Origin of the sequence: Anabaenopsis elenkinii CCIBt3563, assembly GCF_015245355.1 — a bacterium.
Taxonomy (GTDB): domain Bacteria; phylum Cyanobacteriota; class Cyanobacteriia; order Cyanobacteriales; family Nostocaceae; genus Anabaenopsis; species Anabaenopsis elenkinii.
Genome location: NZ_CP063311.1, coordinates 4012945 through 4031739 on the forward strand (window position 1 = coordinate 4012945; position 18795 = coordinate 4031739).

Annotated in this window: 16 protein-coding genes; 9 read left to right on the forward strand and 7 right to left on the reverse strand. The window is 41.5% G+C overall.

The annotated features are described in order from the left end of the window. Positions 1 to 15: 15 nt before the first annotated feature. Entirely contained in the window at positions 16 to 1146 is a 1131-nt protein-coding gene (dprA, locus tag IM676_RS17620; RefSeq protein ID WP_200988082.1) for a DNA-processing protein DprA, read from the reverse strand. Positions 1147 to 1352: 206 nt separating this feature from the next. Between dprA and IM676_RS17625 the strand changes: the two genes are divergently transcribed. The 3 genes from IM676_RS17625 (at position 1353) to IM676_RS17635 (ending at position 3616) form a co-directional block, all read left to right on the forward strand. Next, entirely contained in the window at positions 1353 to 1931 is a 579-nt protein-coding gene (locus IM676_RS17625; RefSeq protein ID WP_200988083.1) for a hypothetical protein, read from the forward strand. A 31-nt stretch (positions 1932 to 1962) separates the two neighbouring features. Next, positions 1963 to 2358 (forward strand): DUF2358 domain-containing protein, encoded by a 396-nt coding sequence (locus tag IM676_RS17630; protein WP_200988084.1) that lies wholly within the window; start codon positions 1963 to 1965, stop codon positions 2356 to 2358. Between the two features lie 70 nt (positions 2359 to 2428). Further along, on the forward strand, positions 2429 to 3616 hold the full coding sequence (locus IM676_RS17635) for a TRC40/GET3/ArsA family transport-energizing ATPase (RefSeq protein WP_200988085.1): 1188 nt from the start codon (positions 2429 to 2431) through the stop codon (positions 3614 to 3616). Between the two features lie 87 nt (positions 3617 to 3703). On the opposite strand, the gene dnaN is transcribed toward IM676_RS17635, so the two are convergent. Together dnaN and dnaA are read right to left on the reverse strand one after the other, a co-directional pair. Continuing rightward, positions 3704 to 4864, reverse strand: coding sequence for a DNA polymerase III subunit beta (dnaN, locus tag IM676_RS17640; RefSeq protein WP_200988086.1), 1161 nt, complete (start codon positions 4862 to 4864; stop codon positions 3704 to 3706). A gap of 364 nt (positions 4865 to 5228) precedes the next feature. Next, complete coding sequence (gene dnaA, locus IM676_RS17645) at positions 5229 to 6608, reverse strand: chromosomal replication initiator protein DnaA (RefSeq protein ID WP_200988087.1); 1380 nt, start codon at positions 6606 to 6608, stop codon at positions 5229 to 5231. Between the two features lie 160 nt (positions 6609 to 6768). Here dnaA and IM676_RS17650 point away from each other — a divergent pair, with 160 nt between their 5' ends. The 4 genes from IM676_RS17650 (at position 6769) to IM676_RS17665 (ending at position 9639) form a co-directional block, all read left to right on the forward strand. After that, positions 6769 to 8007, forward strand: a complete 1239-nt coding sequence (locus IM676_RS17650; RefSeq protein ID WP_225880393.1) for an HhoA/HhoB/HtrA family serine endopeptidase — start codon at positions 6769 to 6771, stop codon at positions 8005 to 8007. Between the two features lie 10 nt (positions 8008 to 8017). Then, on the forward strand, positions 8018 to 8563 hold the full coding sequence (def, locus tag IM676_RS17655) for a peptide deformylase (RefSeq protein WP_200988089.1): 546 nt from the start codon (positions 8018 to 8020) through the stop codon (positions 8561 to 8563). 186 nt (positions 8564 to 8749) lie between these two features. Further along, a complete protein-coding gene (locus tag IM676_RS17660; protein ID WP_200988090.1) occupies positions 8750 to 9049 on the forward strand; it encodes a DUF5132 domain-containing protein in 300 nt (99 codons plus the stop codon). 17 nt (positions 9050 to 9066) lie between these two features. Continuing rightward, positions 9067 to 9639 (forward strand): HMA2 domain-containing protein, encoded by a 573-nt coding sequence (locus IM676_RS17665; protein WP_200988091.1) that lies wholly within the window; start codon positions 9067 to 9069, stop codon positions 9637 to 9639. Positions 9640 to 9717: 78 nt separating this feature from the next. On the opposite strand, the gene IM676_RS17670 is transcribed toward IM676_RS17665, so the two are convergent. Next, positions 9718 to 10533 (reverse strand): carbon-nitrogen hydrolase family protein, encoded by an 816-nt coding sequence (locus IM676_RS17670; RefSeq protein ID WP_200988092.1) that lies wholly within the window; start codon positions 10531 to 10533, stop codon positions 9718 to 9720. A 209-nt stretch (positions 10534 to 10742) separates the two neighbouring features. Here IM676_RS17670 and IM676_RS17675 point away from each other — a divergent pair, with 209 nt between their 5' ends. Beyond that, positions 10743 to 12179, forward strand: a complete 1437-nt coding sequence (locus tag IM676_RS17675) for a carotenoid oxygenase family protein (protein WP_200988093.1) — start codon at positions 10743 to 10745, stop codon at positions 12177 to 12179. A 13-nt stretch (positions 12180 to 12192) separates the two neighbouring features. Here IM676_RS17675 and IM676_RS17680 read toward each other — a convergent pair whose 3' ends face one another. Next, positions 12193 to 13734, reverse strand: coding sequence for a tetratricopeptide repeat protein (locus IM676_RS17680; RefSeq protein ID WP_200988094.1), 1542 nt, complete (start codon positions 13732 to 13734; stop codon positions 12193 to 12195). A gap of 105 nt (positions 13735 to 13839) precedes the next feature. After that, positions 13840 to 15252, reverse strand: a complete 1413-nt coding sequence (locus IM676_RS17685) for an LCP family protein (protein ID WP_200988095.1) — start codon at positions 15250 to 15252, stop codon at positions 13840 to 13842. Positions 15253 to 16138: 886 nt separating this feature from the next. Between IM676_RS17685 and IM676_RS17690 the strand changes: the two genes are divergently transcribed. Then, complete coding sequence (locus IM676_RS17690) at positions 16139 to 17299, forward strand: AI-2E family transporter (RefSeq protein ID WP_200988096.1); 1161 nt, start codon at positions 16139 to 16141, stop codon at positions 17297 to 17299. Positions 17300 to 17321: 22 nt separating this feature from the next. On the opposite strand, the gene IM676_RS17695 is transcribed toward IM676_RS17690, so the two are convergent. Further along, positions 17322 to 18650, reverse strand: coding sequence for a serpin family protein (locus IM676_RS17695; RefSeq protein ID WP_200990264.1), 1329 nt, complete (start codon positions 18648 to 18650; stop codon positions 17322 to 17324). Between the last annotated feature and the right edge of the window lie 145 nt (positions 18651 to 18795).

Here is an 18795-nt window from a genome sequence, read left to right on the forward strand (position 1 = left end):
TTCTAGGAGTAAAATTTAAGTCTTTTGATAACGCATTCCCGGGAGTTGACAAACTAACCCCATAAGTTCTAACTGTAATAATGTGCTGGAAACTAAGCCTGTATTCATCCCTGTTTTTTGCACAATTAAATCAAAGTGTAAAATATCAGAGTCAATGACATCCATAACTCGCTGTAGTTCTGGCTGTAAACTCGGTAATTTTACCTTTTGTGGAACCTGTTCCGGGATGGGTGTAGTGTCGATGGTATCCAGTTTGGGGATAGCTCCGAGCATTGTTAACAGTTCGTCTAATTCCCTGAGAACCAAAGAAGCACCTTGACTGAGTAATTTTAAACACCCTTGGGATGGATAATCATCGATTCTTCCCGGTAATGCATAGACATCTCTACCAAATTCATTAGCATAGGTAGCCGTAATTAAAGCCCCAGACTTAGCAGGCGCTTCCATAACCAAAACTGCACGGCTTAAACCAGCAATAATCCGATTACGCCGGGGAAAGTGAGTGCGGTCTGGTGGGGTTTTGGCGGAATATTCACTCACTACTAACCCTTGACTCAAAATCTGTTTATACAAATCGCGATTTTTTTGGGGATAAATGACATCTACACCGGTTCCTAAAACTGCTATGGTTCTTCCCCCTGCTTTCATCGCCGCCAAATGACTTTCTGTATCAATTCCCTCCGCCATCCCAGATACCACTGTAAAGCCATTTTTAGCCAAAGCTGCACTAATTTGGCGAGTCCAACGAATACCATAGTCTGAAGGTCGCCGCGTTCCCACAATTCCCACCATGGGTGTTTGTCCCAGATTCTCCTGGAGATCCACTTGACCCCGATAATACAAAACTGGGGGTGGGGTGGGAGTTTCCAGTAATAACCGAGGATAATCTGGCTCCACTGGTGTCCAAAAATGGGGGTTTTCTTGGTGATGTTGGGTGAGTAATTGTTCTGGAACTACACCCTCGCGCTGTGCAATTACTTTCTCTAAGGTCAGAGAACCAAAACCTTCAACTTCTCTTAACTGGGCTTTGCTAGCATTCCAAGCTGTAGAGAGGTTGCCAAAATGCTGGTTAAGCCGTTGCATTAACACTGGACCCACCCCGGAAATTTGCGCCCAAGCTAGCCAATACGCTTTTTCTTCTGCCACGATTAAGTATTCCGATAAAACCTATCTAAAGTTAGCTAATATTTGTACTGACAGCAGATTTAATCTGAGTAGAAGGGCGGGCTTTCCTACCCACCCTAGAAGAGTTTTACCATTTATATTTACTATATTTCTAGTAGTTTCCCACATAAAGGCCTAGTGAATACTCACAAAGCGTTAACCTAGAGACTAGAGACTCAAAACGGACTATGACACCAGAAGAAATTGCAGGGACGCTGACAAAATTATTTAGCAGCACGGAAATTAAAGCGATCGCACCTGGATCGTGGCAGGTGGAAAGCTCTAATTTTCGGTTATTGGTGCTACTATCTGAAGATAATACATGGTTAAGAATTTTACTGCCTATTGTTCCACTGACACAAGCCCAACCATTTTTAGCGCAATTTTTAGAAGCGAACTTTGATGATACCCAAGAAGTACGTTATGCTTTGTTTGATAGTGTAATTTGGGCAGTGTATCAACATAATAGTCAAACTTTGGTGAGTGAAGATTTTGCCAGTGCCATCAGCCGAGTAGTATCTTTATATCAAGCTGGTTTAGATAACGTTTTTCATCGTCTGATGGAAACCCGCATTCGGCAAATTATCCAGACAGCGAAGCAGCAAGGACAATCACTGCAAGGGACAATGCAAAACCTAGAACGTTTTTATGCAGAAGGATTACTAGGTGAAAATAACCAAACATCCCAAGACACAGAACAAGTTTTAACAGCTTGGTGGAGTCAATTAGAACGTCTGTGGAACGAAGTTGAGATTACACCTGAATAGAAGAAAAGCCTTGATAGATCTGAACAAATTCATGGATATAATTGAAATTCTCAAACAAGACTATCAAAGATTTCCCCTGAATCAGACATATAGCATTTATACCGAAAACGTTTACTTTCAAGATCCATTAACCAAATTTCGGGGAATTAAACGCTATGAGCAGATGATTAAATTCATCCAGAAATGGTTTATTAATCCCCATATGGAAGTACATAATATTCAACTTTTAGGAGACAATATCAAAACTGAGTGGACACTCAGCTGGAATACACCAGTACCTTGGAAACCGAGAATTTCCATCTCCGGCTGCAGTGAATTAACACTCGACGATGCTAGCCTAATTATTTCCCACATAGATTACTGGTACTGTTCACCCCTAGATGTAATTAAACAGCATTTTTACCTATCTCCTACCATAAAAGGTTAAAGCATTTATTTTGTGAAAACAGTTGATAATGTAAATAAATGTAAAAATCCTGAACAGGACGTAATCATCCATGCGCGTAATTTTGATGACAGGTAAAGGTGGCGTAGGTAAAACCTCCGTTGCTGCGGCCACTGGACTGCGTTGTGCAGAACTAGGCTATCGCACACTAGTTTTAAGTACAGACCCCGCCCACTCCTTAGCAGACAGTTTCGATTTAGAAATGGGACATGCACCGAGGGAAATTCGCCGGAATTTGTGGGGTGCGGAGCTCGACGCGCTACAGGAACTAGAAGGAAATTGGGGTGCTGTGAAGCGTTACATCACCCAAGTATTACAAGCTAGGGGTTTAGAAGGGGTTCAAGCCGAAGAATTAGCCATCTTACCGGGTATGGATGAGATTTTTGGCTTAGTCAGGATGAAACGCCATTATGACGAAGGGGACTTTGATGTTTTGATTATCGACTCGGCCCCCACTGGGACTGCATTACGTCTGCTGAGTTTACCGGAAGTGGGCGGTTGGTATATGCGCCGTTTTTATAAGCCATTTCAAAATATCTCGGTGGCGTTGCGACCTCTGGTGGAACCTTTGTTTAGACCCATTGCGGGTTTTTCTCTCCCAGATAAAGAGGTGATGGATGCACCTTATGAATTTTATGAGCAAATTGAAGCCCTGGAAAAAGTATTAACTGATAATACTCAAACCTCCGTGCGCCTGGTGACTAACCCGGAAAAGATGGTGATTAAAGAATCTCTGCGGGCCCATGCTTATCTGAGTTTATATAATGTGGCTACAGATTTAGTCATAGCTAACCGTATTATTCCCCCGGAGGTGCAAGATCCCTTTTTCCAACGTTGGAAAGACAACCAGCAGCAATATCGCCACGAAATACATGATAATTTTCTGCCTCTACCTGTTAAGGAAGTACCCCTGTTTTCTGAGGAGATGTGTGGCCTAGCAGCTTTAGAACGGTTAAAGGAAACTCTCTACAAGGATGAAGACCCAACTCAGGTATATTACAAAGAAACAACTATTAGAGTTGTGCAAGAGCAAAACCAATATAGTTTGGAACTTTATTTACCCGGTATTCCTAAGAGCCAAGTTCAACTGAGTAAAACAGGTGATGAATTAAATATTACCATCGGCAATCACCGGCGTAATTTAGTATTGCCCCAAGCCTTGGCAGCTTTACAACCAGGAGGAGCGAAGATGGAAGACGACTATCTCAAAATTCGGTTTACTGACAATGTAAAGGCTTAATTTTATTGATCAAGCAAAAGTAGAGAGAAAATCAGCTAAAAATCTCTACTTTTGACTTGATAATTATTTAGATTTAAGATTTAATTGCTAATTTCTCAGCTGTACGGGCATGGCTAAGTAGGTCATTTTTAAACCTCCCAGGGGTGTGAAAATTACAGGGGTGAGGGCTTGATTAAGGTGTACTTGCACTTCTGAAGATGGTAATTCTTTTAACCCTTCCATTAGGTATCTAATGTTAAAAGCAATTTCTAGATTTTCCCCAGATATTTGTGCGGGTATAGACTCTCTACCGCTACCAACATCTTGGGCTTCACAGGATAGGGTAATTTCCTGGGCGGCGCTGTTAATGCTAACTTTGACAATATGATTCTTTTGGTCAGCAAGTACGGCGATGCGCTCTAAGGTGCTGATTAATTGTTTACGCTCAATGGTCAATTCACGCTCAAATTGCCGGGGAATCAGTTGACGATATGCGGGATATTGACCATCTAGGGTACGGCTGGTTAACCGTTGATTTTGCCAAGCAAATACAACTTGACCTTGATCTAAGTATAGGGCGATCGCATCATCGGACACAGCATTATGACCTAGCATCCGTTGTAGTTCCCGTAAGGCTCTAGCTGGAACTGTCACCTCTAGTTGATGATGGTCACCTAGGGGACTATCGTTAGTAGTTTCCACCACTGCTAGGCGATGTCCATCAGTAGCGGCAAATTCTAGGGTGTCTTCTTTAACTGTTAAATGGACTCCTGTTAGTACTTGCTTGGTTTCGTCGCTACTGGTAGCAAATAATGAGCCTCGTAATCCTTCAATTAAGGACGCGGTGCTGATTTGAATGGGTTCAGCCTTGTCAATAATTGGTAGTTCGGGAAATTCTTCAGCTCCCATGGCTCGGACTTGAAAATGTCCACTTTTGGGGGTGAGGGTGACACTTAAACCTTCTGCGTCTGTTTCCGACTGTAGGGATGATTGATCATCTAGGGTGACTTCCCCTTCTGGAAGGCGTGAGGTAATGTCAACAAGTAGTTTAGCTGGTAGGGCTATAGCTCCCCCTTCTAATACCTCAGCATTAAAACTGGTACGGATACCCAAGCTCAGGTCAAAGGCGGTTAAACTGACTTGATTAGTTTGAGCATCCGCTTGGAGTAAGACATTGGCTAAGACTGGATGAGTGGGCCGTGAGGGGACTGCACGGCTGACAAGTGAGAGGTTGGTACTGAGATCGCTTTGGGTACAAACTAATTTCATAAAAATATTCCGTAAGTGGGAAATCAGGCGATTTTGAACCTAGGGTTGTTCGCCGGTATTTGTGGGTTGTTGATTTTTATGATCAAATCATAAATATTGTGGAAATTGTGGAAAACTTCCTAAAAGTAAGTTGAAATAATGGTTTTGCATCTGATTATCTGTGGAAAAGTTGTGGAAAACTATCTGAGTTTTTCCACAGAGTAATTATACTTGACTTAAGTTTTTGGCCAAATGAATTTGATTTTAATCTGTTCTTATACTTTCATTAATATTTTTTTGACACTGCTTAACAATTATGACAGTAATAATCGGGGAAAACAATTTTCTGCCTGAGAGAGGATTTTAGTCCAGAGGACTCAGGGCTTTATTGTCGGTGTTTCCTGCTGTTAATATTGATTCGATCGCTCAATTGACGTAAAGTTGTGGCTAAGGTGCGATCGCTTTCCCGCATTTGGGCAATTTTATCACAACTATAAATCACCGTTGTATGGTCTTTACCACCAAACTCTTCACCAATTCTGGGCAAACTCAGGTCAGTATGTTGGCGCATCAGATACATCCCGATTTGACGCGCCCAACTAATTTCTCGTCGCCGGGAGTTACTTTTGAGGTCTTCAATGGATATAGCAAAAGTATCAGCAATCACAGATAATATTCCCTCCGGAGTAGCTGCGAGGTTCTCCGTTTCCCGTTCTAAAACTGGTTTAATATTTTCCACACTCATAGGTAAACCAGAAATAGAAATATAAGCCAGAGCACGAATTAAAGCGCCTTCCAACTCACGAATATTAGAAGTATAGTGACAAGCAATATACTCAATCACATCCCTGGAAAGGGGAATATTTTCGTATTCAGCCTTTTTCTGAAGAATAGCCATTCTAGTTTCCAAATCTGGAGTTTGCACATCAGCAATTAAACCCATAGAAAACCGGGAACACAGACGCTCTTGTAGTTGAGGAATTTGATGAGGAGGACGGTCAGAAGCGAGTACAACTTGCTTCCCCGCCTCATGTAAGGTATTAAAAGTATGGAAAAATTCTTCTTGGGTATACTCCTTACCCTCCAGAAACTGAACATCATCCACTAACAACAGATCAGCAGCCCGATAATGTTCCCGGAAACTTTGCATACTATCATTACGGATAGCTGTAATTAAGTCATTAGTAAATTGCTCTGTAGAGACATAAAAGATTTTAGAATCTGGAGAAATGCCACTGCGATAATGACCAATAGCCTGCATCAGGTGAGTTTTACCCAACCCCACACCACCGCATAAAAATAAAGGATTAAACTCTTTTCCGGGGGACTCTGCTACAGCCAAAGCAGCAGCGTGAGCCATGCGATTATTAGCACCAACGACAAATCGGGAAAATACGTATTTAGAATTTAAATCGGTAGTGGGTGAAATTTTGGGCGCAAGAGTTTCAGGAGTCATGGTTTTACTAGATAATTGGCGCGTAAATTTTGCTTCTCCTCCATCAGTGACTTGATTACCCTGAGCCTCCGTAATGTAGATGTCCACCTCATGACCCAAAATATCCTGGACTACATTAGCAATGGTGTTGATGTAATATTTTTGTAACCAATTACGAGCAAAAGGATTAGGGGTAATGATGACCAAGCAATTATTTTCTAATCCCTCAGCGCGAGCGGTTTTGATCCAAGTTTCAAAGGTAGGACGGGATAATTCTATTTGTAAGCGCTGTAACACCTGACTCCAGAGACTATCAATGGGAATTGTCATTATTTACCACCTTTGCTACTAATCGTCAGAAGGCACTAATTTAGTATTGATCAGTTCTAGACTGCAAACGAGTTTTTGAGTCGCAATCATTCACAGCAAATACCCAGTAGGCAATATCCTACCACCCACTGACTACAACGGAGAAACAAAGAGAATGAAGATGAAAATTAAAGATATTATTGATACCTTGGTTGGTGTGTACAGGAGAGAATCAAGCCCGGTGCAGAAGTTGATCTTACTGAGTGGGGTAGCAGTAATGTCTCTGGGAGGCTGTCGTTTTCAGGCCCCTACAACCCTTGATGGTCAAAGAAATGATCCTCTGTCTCAGGTGGCGACCCAAAACGCAAATGATCCCAGTCCGCCTCTGACGAACCCAGTAATTACTCAATCATCGGGTCAAAATCCTAACTTTGTCGTTGCAGTTGTACAAAAGGTGGGTGGTGGTGTAGTCCGGATTGATGCGTCAAGAATAGTACAATCTCGTGGTGTACCTAGGGATCCATTTTTACGCCAGTTTGGCAGTTCACAACCACGAGTAGAGCGGGGTAGCGGCTCCGGATTTATTATTAGTTCATCTGGGGAAATTTTAACCAATTCCCATGTTGTAGATGGTGCTGATTCTGTCATGGTCACCCTCAAGGATGGTAGGACTTTTGACGGTAGAGTGCTCGGAGAAGATGGGCTTACAGATGTGGCTGTGATCAAAATTGAGGCTAATAATCTGCCGGTTTTACCTCTAGGTGACTCTGATACCTTACAACCAGGAGAAGCGGTAATTGCTATTGGTAATCCTTTGGGTTTAAATAATACTGTTACTTCTGGTATACTAAGTGCTATCGGGCGTTCTAGTAGTGATATTGGAGCCAGCGATAAGCGCGTTGACTATCTTCAAACTGATGCAGCTATTAACCCGGGAAACTCTGGTGGGCCATTACTCAATTTCCGTGGGGAGGTAATTGGGATGAATACTGCAATTATTCGCGGCGCTCAAGGGTTAGGGTTTGCTATTCCCATTAACACGGTTAAAAGAATTTCCCAGGAATTAATCGCTAAAGGTAGGGTCGATCATCCTTATTTAGGTATTCAAATGGTGACCTTAACACCACAGATTAAAGCCAGCATCAATCTAGACCCACGTAATGGCCTGAATTTGAGAGCAGACCAAGGTGTTTTATTAGTTGATATTGTACCGCGATCGCCCGCCTCTGTGGGAGGACTCAGATCTGGTGATTTAATTCAAAGCATTAATAACCAACCTGTGACTAAAATTGAAGAAGTACAAAATCTGGTACAAAATAGCCGAATTGGTATTCCTTTAGCAATACAGGTAGAACGCAATGGACAGCTGATAGTCATAGAAGTTAGTCCAGCACCTTTACCAGCTAGAAGACAAGGTTAAATTCTTGCTTATGTCTGAACTAATACAAATTCTTCAATTAGGCGATCCTAGACTCCGCCAAAAAGCCACTTGGGTGGAAAATACTCAAGATGAAAGTATTCAAAAGCTGATTGACAACTTAACTGTCACAGTTACCCAGTCCCATGGTGTGGGAATTGCAGCGCCTCAAATATCCGCATCCTATCGTTTATTTATTGTAGCTTCCCGCCCCAATGTCAGGTATCCCCACGCTCCGGTTATGGAGCCTACCGCCATGATCAATCCGAGAATAATTGCTCACTCTGGGGAAACTATTTCAGGTTGGGAAGGTTGTTTAAGTGTTCCTGGTCTTCGGGGCTTAGTACCTCGATACCAAGCAATTGAGATATCATATACTGACCGACATGGCAAGTTACAAAAGCAAGAATTAACTGATTTTGTAGCGCGGATTTTTCAACATGAGTATGATCATCTAGACGGTGTGTTGTTTATTGACCGTGTAGAGAGTTATCTAAACATAATTACTGAAGAACCCTACATAAATCACAGCTTCAAAAGTTATATTTTTGACCATTGACAAGATATTTCTCCAGGCAGATATGGGAGCCAGTGGCTAATGGTTATACTTCATATTACTGATAAACATAACTTATGTAAGTGTTCTGAGTATAGTCAGAACACCTCTGCTCAAATCTGCGAAAAATCATAACCCCCGCAGATTAAGGTACAAGGCTTACCTATCATTTCCGAGAGTTAAATAATCATGGCACCTAAAATTATTCATTTTGTTGAAGAGGCTGGTACTCCTGGAATTATAGCCGGAATAGGGGCAGTACTCTTGGCACCTGTTCTGATTCCCGTTGTCACCGGAATTGGTAAACCCATACTCAAGTCACTAGTCAAAGGTGGAATTCTCGCCTACGAAAAAAGCCGGGGCGCATTTGCAGAAATGGGGGAAACCTGGGAAGACATTATAGCCGAGGCTAAGGCTGAAATTGCTGAAGACAGAGAAACACCAGTATTTCAACCATCTGCACAGAGCACAACAGAACATGGGGTATAATAGGGGAGGGCGACTGTGTGTTGACAAATAGTTATAGTCATCTGGCTAAGATGATCAAAATTTTGCAACAAGCAAGTTTGAAAACCACACATACACCTATATGCACTAAGATCATCAGTGAAACCCATGGCAGACTGAGGTTGAGAGTTGCTCCCCTGCATCGTCACCCTCAAGAAATGCAACGTATTGCTCATATGCTGCAAGCACAGCCTCATGTGACTCAGGTGCGGACTAATGTTAATTCTGGTAGTGTGATTATAAACCATGATGGTCAAAATTCTACTCTAGAAAATGTGCTAACTACATTACTGGATTTAGGAGTAACTTTTGCTGATGTTACCGAGGGGAACTCGGAAGCCGCAGAAGATATGAAAAGCACAATTATTAACTTAAATAGACGATTTGACCGCGCCACAGGTGGCGAGGTTGATTTGCGCTTTCTGTTTCCTCTGGGACTGAGTATTCTGGCGGTGAGACAAGTGATGGTTAAAGGTTTAGAACTGGAAATTATTCCTTGGTATGTGTTGGCTTGGTATGCCTTTGATAGTTTTCTCAAACTCAACAGTAACAGTCAAGCTGATAACGTGTAAAATCAGATAACAAAAATAGTGCCCACTGCATCGGGTTTTGCATCTCCTCACTGGAGGTGAGGAGGGCGTTAATTCCATTTAACTAAATATCCGGTGTTCTAGGGAAGGCATTTGACGACGGACTTGTTCCAAGCGAGATGGCTTGATTTCCGCGATCGCAATTCCCGGTTGTTCACCAGCATCGGCTAAAATTACTCCCCAAGGGTCGATAATCACGGCGTGTCCGTGGGTATAGCGACGGCCGTAGTTATTACCAGTTTGAGCAGGTGCAATGACGTAAGCAGTATTTTCAATGGCTCTTGCTTGTAATAATACCTGCCAGTGGTCTTTACCAGTAAACGCAGTGAAAGCAGCAGGTACAAACATGACCTCGGCTCCCTTATCTGACAAATGTCGGTACAATTCCGGAAAACGGACATCGTAACAAACAGACAATCCTATATTACCAAGTTTGTCCGAGAAATAGACTGAGGGTAGTTCGTGACCTGCTACAACAGTGCTAGATTCTCGATAGGTATTCCCGTCGGGGACATTAACATCAAATAAATGTACTTTGTGGTAGCGTAAGAGTTCTTCACCGCTGGGGTCTATAAGGACTGTAGTATTATATACTTTACCTGTATTTTCCACAGGGAGAGGAAAGCTACCGCCCAAGATGGTCACTTGGAATCGCTGGGCCATTTTTCTGAGAAATTTGGTAGTTTCATGGTAAATCTCCTCTGCTTGTGCCAGTTTATCTTTCTCTTCTCCCATGAAAGAAAAGTTTTCTGGTAACCCGATTAATTCAGCACCTCGACGCACAGCCAAATCAATTAGTTCTTCGGCTTCTATTAAGTTTTTGTGTAAATCGGGTACACTGCTCATCTGAATAGCAGCTGCTAAATAAGACTTCATCTAAACACCTCCAGAAAGTTTGACACTCAGGATCAGCAATCCTGAGAGGAAAGGTAAAATTGATATACCATATAATTGCTTAAACCAGTCGGTTAAGTCTCCCCCTTCTACCATTAGCCACCAAGTCTTACCTATAAGTGATGAATTTATTTTATAAATAGATTTAAATATTATTTAAATCTATCAAGGTTATGCCATAGTATGTTAGAATGACTACAAATATTAAACCATTAACCCAGCAAAAATGGGCTAATGCGATCACCCAACCAGGGAAAGAATTCCCCCCTACCCCATTACCTATTCTCTCGGGGGTAGTCCCTCATGGGTTAAGGGGTACACTCTACCGCAATGGACCAGGACGCTTAGAACGGGGTGGTATCCCTGTGGGACACTGGTTTGATGGTGATGGCGCGATTTTGGCGGTTCACTTTACCGATACTGGTGTGACTGGAGTTTACCGTTATGTGCAAACCACTGGCTATCAGCAAGAAACCGCAGCCGGTAAGCTGCTTTACGGTAATTATGGCATGACCGCACCAGGACCAATTTGGCATCAATGGCTCAAACCAGTTAAGAATACTGCTAATACTTCAGTGCTAGCATTACCTGACAGACTTCTAGCACTTTGGGAAGGTGGTCATCCTCATTCCCTGGATCTGGAAACTTTACAAACCCACGGTTTGGATAATTTAAATGGTCTCAACCAAGGACTACCCTATTCTGCTCATCCCAAAGTTGATTACCAAACCGGGGAAATTTTTAACTTTGGTGTCAGTCCGGGACTCAATGGGAGCTTAAATCTTTATAAGAGTGACTTAACTGGGAAAATTATTCAAAAGTCTGTAATTCAACTTCCAGGGATGTCATTAATCCACGATTTTGTTTTAGCAGGACAATATCTGATATTTTTCATTCCCCCACTACGGTTGAATATTTTCGCTGTGCTGACTGGTATCAGCACTTATAGTGAATCTTTTGAGTGGAAACCAGAATTAGGTACTCAAATCTTGGTAATTCGCCGTGAAACCTTATCTTTGGTAAGTCGTGGAGAAACTGAACCTTGGTATCAATGGCATTTTGCTAATGGTTATGTAGATGCTAGTGGTGATGTGGTGGTAGATTTAGGACGCTATGAAGATTTTAACACAAATAAATATCTGGGGGAAGTGGCTACAGGTAAAACCCACACAAGTGCTCAAAGTACCCTGACGCGAATTCATCTGCAACCCCAAACAGCTAAGGTGACATCAGTTCACCAACTATTAAACCGCAGTTGCGAGTTTCCCCATGTCCCTCGGACAAATGTCGGGAAAATTGCGCCTTATATCTATATGTCCTCTCACCGAGAAGATACGGATATTAGTCAAGAGATATTAAATACTATCGGTCGTTTTGATCACCGGACTCAAACCTTCACTGAAGCTAATTTACCGGAAAATTGCTACCCTAGTGAACCTTTATCTGTGGAAGATATAGAAAACCCTCAGCAAGCTTGGGTGTTGACAGTGGTTTATGATGGTAATTGCCATACTAGTGAAGTTTGGGTATTTGATGGCGATCGCCTGGATACAGAACCGGTTTGCAGATTGGGTTTACCCAGTGTCATTCCTCATAGCTTTCACGGGTACTTTAAAAGTGCTAAGTAGAGACTGGAAAACTTTAGAAATTCAAAATATCCAATGATTGAGCGATTTCTAAATCTGAAACTCTAGCACGAGCATCTTTAAGAGCTTCTAGTTTACCTTCTCGCCTATAAATATCTGCTGCTTTGCAAAAATCATCAATTGCTAGTTGTTCTTTTCCTAGGTGAGAATAAACATTACCACGGTTATAATAGGCGTGAGCATAATTACAATTAATCTTAATGGTCTGAGTATAATCCTCAATTGCTCCCTCGTAATCTCCTAGATCATAGCGAGCATTACCACGGTTATAATAAGCATCTACATAATTAGGATTAATCTGTATAGCCTCAGTATAGTCGGCAATTGCTCCTGGATAATCTTCTAAATCCGCACGAGCGTTACCACGATTTTTGTAGGCAACTGCATCTTGGGGGTTAATTTTAATTGCCTGAGATAGTCCCTGGTGATATTCTATGAAATAACGTGCAATCCCTTGGTTTTTATAGGCATCTGCATAATCGGGGTTAATTTTAATTGCCTGAGTGTAATCCTCTATTGCTCCCTGATTATCTCCAATGTGAGAACGAGCTTCAGCACGATTTTTATAAGCAACGGCAATATAAGGATTAATCCTGATAGCTTGAGTATAATCCTCAATTGCCTCTGGATAATTTCCTAGTTGATAATGTGCTAAACCTCTTTTATGGTAAACCTTACTATCATGAAAGTTAAGCTGGATTGCTTGGGAAAAATTCGCAGTGGCGGCGGCGTATTCTCCTAACTGATAGTAAGTTAAACCTAATTTGTAACAACTTTCGCCATCAGCTTTTATTTGTAATCCTTCTTTATAGTGAGTAATTGCTGCTTCGTATTCACCGATATGAAAACAATCATCACCTAGTTTAATATAATCTTGACTTGAATTTTGATTGATATATTTTAATTGTAATGAGTGTGAGTATTGAAAATTAGGAGTTTTTCTTAACTGTTCTAGATAGCAGAATAAACCACCTCCATATAATAAATGGTTGATGCCGAAAGAAATTTTACCAGTTTTTAACTTAATCATTTTTGTTGGGAGAAATCCAGCTAAAAACAGGTGATAATGTGGTTGTGCTTCGTTGACAGCCTCTTGAATTAAAACGCATACTATAACTGTATTTTTGGCAACTTCTTCAGAAGTAACTGACCATCTAACCTGACTAATACTACCATGACGGGACTTGACCTCAATGCCGATTTTTGAATCAGAAGTTAAAGTAAAATCAACATTACCATCACCGCCGAATCGGGTTTCATAATCGACTTCTGTAATCAAATCAGCTAAACGTTCTTTAACAACTTCTTCCCCTAGTTTTCCTTTAAGATTGTTAATAAAAACGTCACGCACAGAGGAAGTCCGTTTATATTTTTCAGCCATCAGCCAGCAAAATTCTCGTAATATCTTTAATCTTTCCCCGGAGATGACAGTTAATTCACTATATTGACCTGGTATTTCACATTGAAGTAAACAACCCGATGTTAATCTGTTAATAAAGTCGGACTGTAGCGATCGCAGTAGTGTAATCCAATCCATGTATCATTCTGCGCACCTGGTGATGAGGTTATTGTATGAAAATTTCCAATTAAAGTAAACCGTCAGGGAAAAGTGCTGAGTGTTCAGCACTTTGATGGATAACTTTTAATAAGTCATGTCCCAGGAACTTGTTTGTTGTAACCAATCCTCACCCAATTGGATAGTAATATCAGAATCAATAATACCAGTGCTTTCTATGCGTACTTCCCCAAAGCCCAAAGCATCACGAATTAACTGTGCATTCTCAATATCTCCTTGCTGGGCGATGATATTAGTCACCTTCAGGGATTCCCGCCAAGGTGCAGATATCTGAACCCGGCGATATCCCCGTCCTTCTAAATCTTGGGCTAAAGACATCAGTCGGGAGCGAGCGCTACCTGTACTATCTTGAATATAAACTCGCAAAGAGCGGTAATCAACCTCGCGGAGTTGGCGAGTTAATTCTACACCAAAGTGTTGAGACATGATGCGAGAAATGCCAGTTCTGTTTGGTAGCCAATAGCTAGTTAGATATTCATCTGGTTGGCTAAAACGACCTGGTAACATAAACATATGTATACTAGAACGGTTGACTCGCACACTAAAACCAGCTAGAGCTAATAATTCTTCAACCGTTAAATTAGTATCGATATTTTCTTTGATAACATTGAGAATTTTAGGTAATTGGGTTAAGGTTACAGGGTTAAGAGTTTGCTCAATCAGAGCGCGGATGACCATTTGCTGACGCTGAACCCGGCCAATATCTCCCAATTCATCATAGCGAAACCGTAATAGCTGCAGAGCCTGATCTCCATCAAGATGTTGTTCACCCGCCTTTAAATTAATATATAGACGTTGAGAGTCATCTTGGTATCGTAAATTCTTAGGAACATTGACTGTTACCCCACCCAGAGCATCGATAAGTTTACCGACCCCCAGAACATTAATGCGGATATAGCGGTCAATAGTGATATCATCCAAGAGTTGACTCACACTTTGAGCGGTTAAAGCCGGTCCCCCATCAACATTGGCCGCATTCAGTTTTTTGACTCCATAGCCAACTACTTCTGTACGAGTGTCCCTGGGAATGGAGAGCATAGAGATTCTTTTTGTGCTCGGGTCAAATTTGATCAAGATCATGACATCAGCCAGACCCTCAAAAGAGTTAACCTGGGGTTCATAGCCAAGATTCTGCAATTCCTCAGGGGGATTAATCAAATCTGATGGGAGGACACTCATCCCCATCAGCAACAGATTAACAGGCCGAGTTAATTCCGAGAATCGTAACCCACCGCCAGAGATGCGATCTTTATCAAAAACTGCTTCTTCCTGGGGGCTTAACTGTGCTTGCTGCAATGGGTTACTGGTCAAAGACACCGCCAACATCGCCCCTGCTGTTGCAGAGACCATAGCAATACCACACATACCCAGCCAGAACAACAGCCAAGGTTGAGAATTAGGGGTGCGGGAATTTGATTTTTTTGATTTGATAGCCTTGGCTAATTGTTTTTGTTTTGCCGAAGTTCTTTGACTGGTCACAGACTTCCTCACACTTACTGATCATTAAACTCTGTAAATTTTCTAACTAGATTAATATGCAACACAATTAACTCATATAAATACCTGGTAAGCAACTTACTTAAGCAAGGTAGGGACGAGTCTAGGAGAGAAATGTTGCTTTGGCAATAGATTTAATCCCAGTCAGCAACTTTCCTCATATACATTAGTCTCTAGTCTACTTAATCGAGAATGTCTTAAGTTTACCCAAATAGGAAACAAACTGAACCCGCAAAACATTGTCAATGGAATTAGTAACCCAGGAAACAAGTCGAAAATTCAAAGGTTTTTATTTTAGGAATTGCGACTTTTTTCAATGGTATACCCATGTAAGCTGTGCTGAACTAATTCAACAGGTAAGATTTGCTTCTTAGCAGCTCAGTTACTTGATGGCTGAACTATTGACATAACTTAACGTTTAATTAACCGTACCAACTGGTGATTGTTGTTTCAACCATGACACTTATAGAATTTCTCATTTTTTGGTGGCTAATCCGGAGATAATTAATTGAAGTATGACAACAATCAACTACTTTGACTAGACCTGAACACAGATCATCTGCAATTTGGGAAAATAAGTGAAAATACTCTTTAACAAGGGCGCCATAACAGGAATGAAAACCATTGGTTCCCACCTGCACAGCAAAACTACTGAATCTTAATTTCGGGTCAAATGTGGTTTATATGACTTTAAGGGTATTGTAGAGGTAGATGTGTCCTAATTTTACTCAGAATGATAAATTGGTTCAATATTTTCCATAAGGCTGTGTCTGATCCTAAACTAGACAGATGAAATGCGATCATCTAGTTAGAGATAATAAGCTATAGAAAAAGATTTGATTTAGTTCTATCCCGCAATCGGCTAAAGATGCAGACACGCAAGCTACTCAACTGGTGGCAGACATTTACACCCATAACGCGCCTGGGGTTGATCGCGTTATGCGCCCCACTGTTGGTTCTCAATGGTTGGGCAATTTCAGCAATTTTCCATTATTTTCACTCCCTGATTGTCATTTTGGTAGGCGCTTCAGTACTAGCATTTCTGCTTAACTATCCTGTGAGCTGGATGGAGCGTCAAGGTGCTAGGCGAGAACAAGTTGCTATTTTAGTTTTTTTGTTAGCCTTATCGGTACTCTTGGCCCTGGGTGTTACCCTTTTCCCCCTAGCTCTCACCCAAGCCCAGCAATTAGTGGCGCGATTACCAGATTTAATCGACTCTGGGCGTTCTCAGTTAATGATGTTAAACCAGAAAGCAGAAACCCTGAATTTACCAATTAACCTTGATGCTCTCCTTGTGCAAATAAACGATCGCGTCAAGAGTCAATTACAAGCAATCGCCGGACAAGTATTAAATCTAGCAGTGGTGACATTCACCAGCCTACTAGATTTTCTCTTAACCATGGTTTTAACTTTCTATCTTTTACAGCATGGTGGTGAACTTTGGCAGAGTTTAGTAGAATGGCTACCTACCAAATTCCGCGAACCGTTCTCTAAAACTGTACGCCTGAGTTTTCAAAACTTTTTTATCACTCAACTCATTTTATCTACCTGTATGGCATCAGCCCTAATTCCTACGTTTTTGTGGCTCAAAGTGCCATTTGGGTTGTTGTTTGGCTTAACTATTGGCATCATGGCTCTTGTACCCTTTGGTGGTTCGGTGGGTATAGCCCTGACTACTTCCCTAGTAGCACTGCAAGATTTCTCTATGGGAATCAAGGTGGTGATCGCCGCGGTAATTGTGCAGCAAATTTTAGAGAACTTAATTGCACCCAGAATTTTAGGTAGCTTTACTGGTTTAAACCCAGTTTGGGTATTGATTTCTGTACTCACAGGTGCCAGGGTAGGTGGACTTTTAGGGGTAATTGTCGCAGTACCCACCGCTGTCATTATTAAGACGGCTTTAACAGCCCTGCGTCCTCAGGGGTTCAACGGTGAAATGGAAGAGAAAGCTGCACATGTTATGACAGACAAATTACCAACACCTGACAATAACAATCCTCTAGGTGTTTCCGAACCGACATTACCGTAGTGGTGAGGAGTGTTTTATATGGTTACTGAGGGTCAGTAATGACACCCATAAACAAAATGCTCCCTGTTTGATGATCTCGAATAGCACAGAAAAAGGGACGGTCAACAATCATGCGGAAAGGTTCCGGTTTTTCTCTCAAAGCTCTTGCTACCATTGCTACTGATGTGGCGGCGCTGGCTTCTGTACCTTCTTCGTTGACTTCGACAAATGTTTTATGTTTGACCTGACTAATTTTGACATTATTACCTATACCGGAAAAGTTGGCTTGATTGCTAAAAGCTTCTGACATACCTAAAGCTTGCAGTGCATGATTGAGTGTCACATCGTAATCTGTCTTGAAGCGGGGTAAGCGAATAAATCCATCCCGATTTCTGAACTGAGAAATCCATTTTTCCCAGTTCTCAAAATTCAAGTTTTCATAAAAGGTTGGGAGGTCAGATTCCTGCTTGGGTAAAAAAATATAAAAGCTGATTTTGCCATCTTCACCATAAGGTAAACTCACCGCCTGGAACTGGTCGTTTTCATAGTATCTATATTTCCCTGTTTGCGACATCATCGGGTGTTGCTTCTGTGCACCAGATATTAATCTAAAAGGATGTTTGGCAGTTTGTGATTTATCAAACTTACTACTCCATTGCCCTTTAAAATATATGGCATTAATCAGAAACAATACCTGCTCAGGTGGAATTTGCTCGACTATTTTGGTGATTTTTCCCTGGGTACTGTCTTCAACCCACTTATTAATAGTATTGACAGAAGCGGTATCTTGAAAGTCTAATTTTATTACCTGGGCTTTGTATAGGTCTTGGATACTTTGGATAAAATTCGGCTGCAATGTAGCTTGTTGATTTGCCCATAGTGAGTTGGCAATGGTCAATTGCACTTGGGGATCGGGATTTTCTAGCAACTCTTTGAATGTGGCGTAGGCTGAGTTAATTTCTGGTAGACTTATCCCCTGTAATTCTAGGGTTTTAGCCATTGCTTCTTGAGTCGAACCCCTGGCACCATTATATGCCATCGACAGGGCGATCGCTACACTTGAAGGTGATAGAAAAATGTTTTCTTGACTACTATTTTTTTGCCAAAGTTGGGAAAACAGTTTGAAGCCAAACTTATTATTAGCATCCACAAGTTTTTCATCAGATACTAACATTTTTTTGGGTAAGGAAGCCTCTGAATAATGTAGTTCAGATTTTGTGAGGGAATTTGTACTACGACTCACCTGAGAATAACCTAAGACACTAAACAGAACAACACTAGCCGCCGCCAAAACGTAACGTCTCCCTAGACTTACACCATAACGTCTTTGTAGGAATGTCGTAGCCACACCACTTAGTTTTTGCCGATTCATTCTGCCGCCTAGTTTACCCAACGTTGTTAGCCGTCGATCCAAAATTGACGCTCAATTATGTTCCGATTTTTTACTATTGCATTTAGAATAACCACAATTGCCGACGGTTACAGTTTTAGTAACAGTCAAGGGAATAAAGAATCGA

Excerpts from the sequence above, each read along its gene's own strand:
- IM676_RS17625 (WP_200988083.1), top strand. The coding sequence starts at position 1,353 with ATGACACCAGAAGAAATTGCAGGGACGCTGACAAAATTATTTAGCAGC.
- IM676_RS17630 (WP_200988084.1), top strand. The coding sequence starts at position 1,963 with ATGGATATAATTGAAATTCTCAAACAAGACTATCAAAGATTTCCCCTG.
- IM676_RS17635 (WP_200988085.1), top strand. The coding sequence starts at position 2,429 with ATGCGCGTAATTTTGATGACAGGTAAAGGTGGCGTAGGTAAAACCTCC.
- dnaN (WP_200988086.1), bottom strand. The coding sequence starts at position 4,864 with ATGAAATTAGTTTGTACCCAAAGCGATCTCAGTACCAACCTCTCACTT.
- dnaA (WP_200988087.1), bottom strand. The coding sequence starts at position 6,608 with ATGACAATTCCCATTGATAGTCTCTGGAGTCAGGTGTTACAGCGCTTA.
- IM676_RS17650 (WP_225880393.1), top strand. The coding sequence starts at position 6,769 with ATGAAAATTAAAGATATTATTGATACCTTGGTTGGTGTGTACAGGAGA.
- def (WP_200988089.1), top strand. The coding sequence starts at position 8,018 with ATGTCTGAACTAATACAAATTCTTCAATTAGGCGATCCTAGACTCCGC.
- IM676_RS17660 (WP_200988090.1), top strand. The coding sequence starts at position 8,750 with ATGGCACCTAAAATTATTCATTTTGTTGAAGAGGCTGGTACTCCTGGA.
- IM676_RS17670 (WP_200988092.1), bottom strand. The coding sequence starts at position 10,533 with ATGAAGTCTTATTTAGCAGCTGCTATTCAGATGAGCAGTGTACCCGAT.
- IM676_RS17675 (WP_200988093.1), top strand. The coding sequence starts at position 10,743 with ATGACTACAAATATTAAACCATTAACCCAGCAAAAATGGGCTAATGCG.
- IM676_RS17680 (WP_200988094.1), bottom strand. The coding sequence starts at position 13,734 with ATGGATTGGATTACACTACTGCGATCGCTACAGTCCGACTTTATTAAC.
- IM676_RS17690 (WP_200988096.1), top strand. The coding sequence starts at position 16,139 with ATGCAGACACGCAAGCTACTCAACTGGTGGCAGACATTTACACCCATA.
- IM676_RS17695 (WP_200990264.1), bottom strand. The coding sequence starts at position 18,650 with ATGAATCGGCAAAAACTAAGTGGTGTGGCTACGACATTCCTACAAAGA.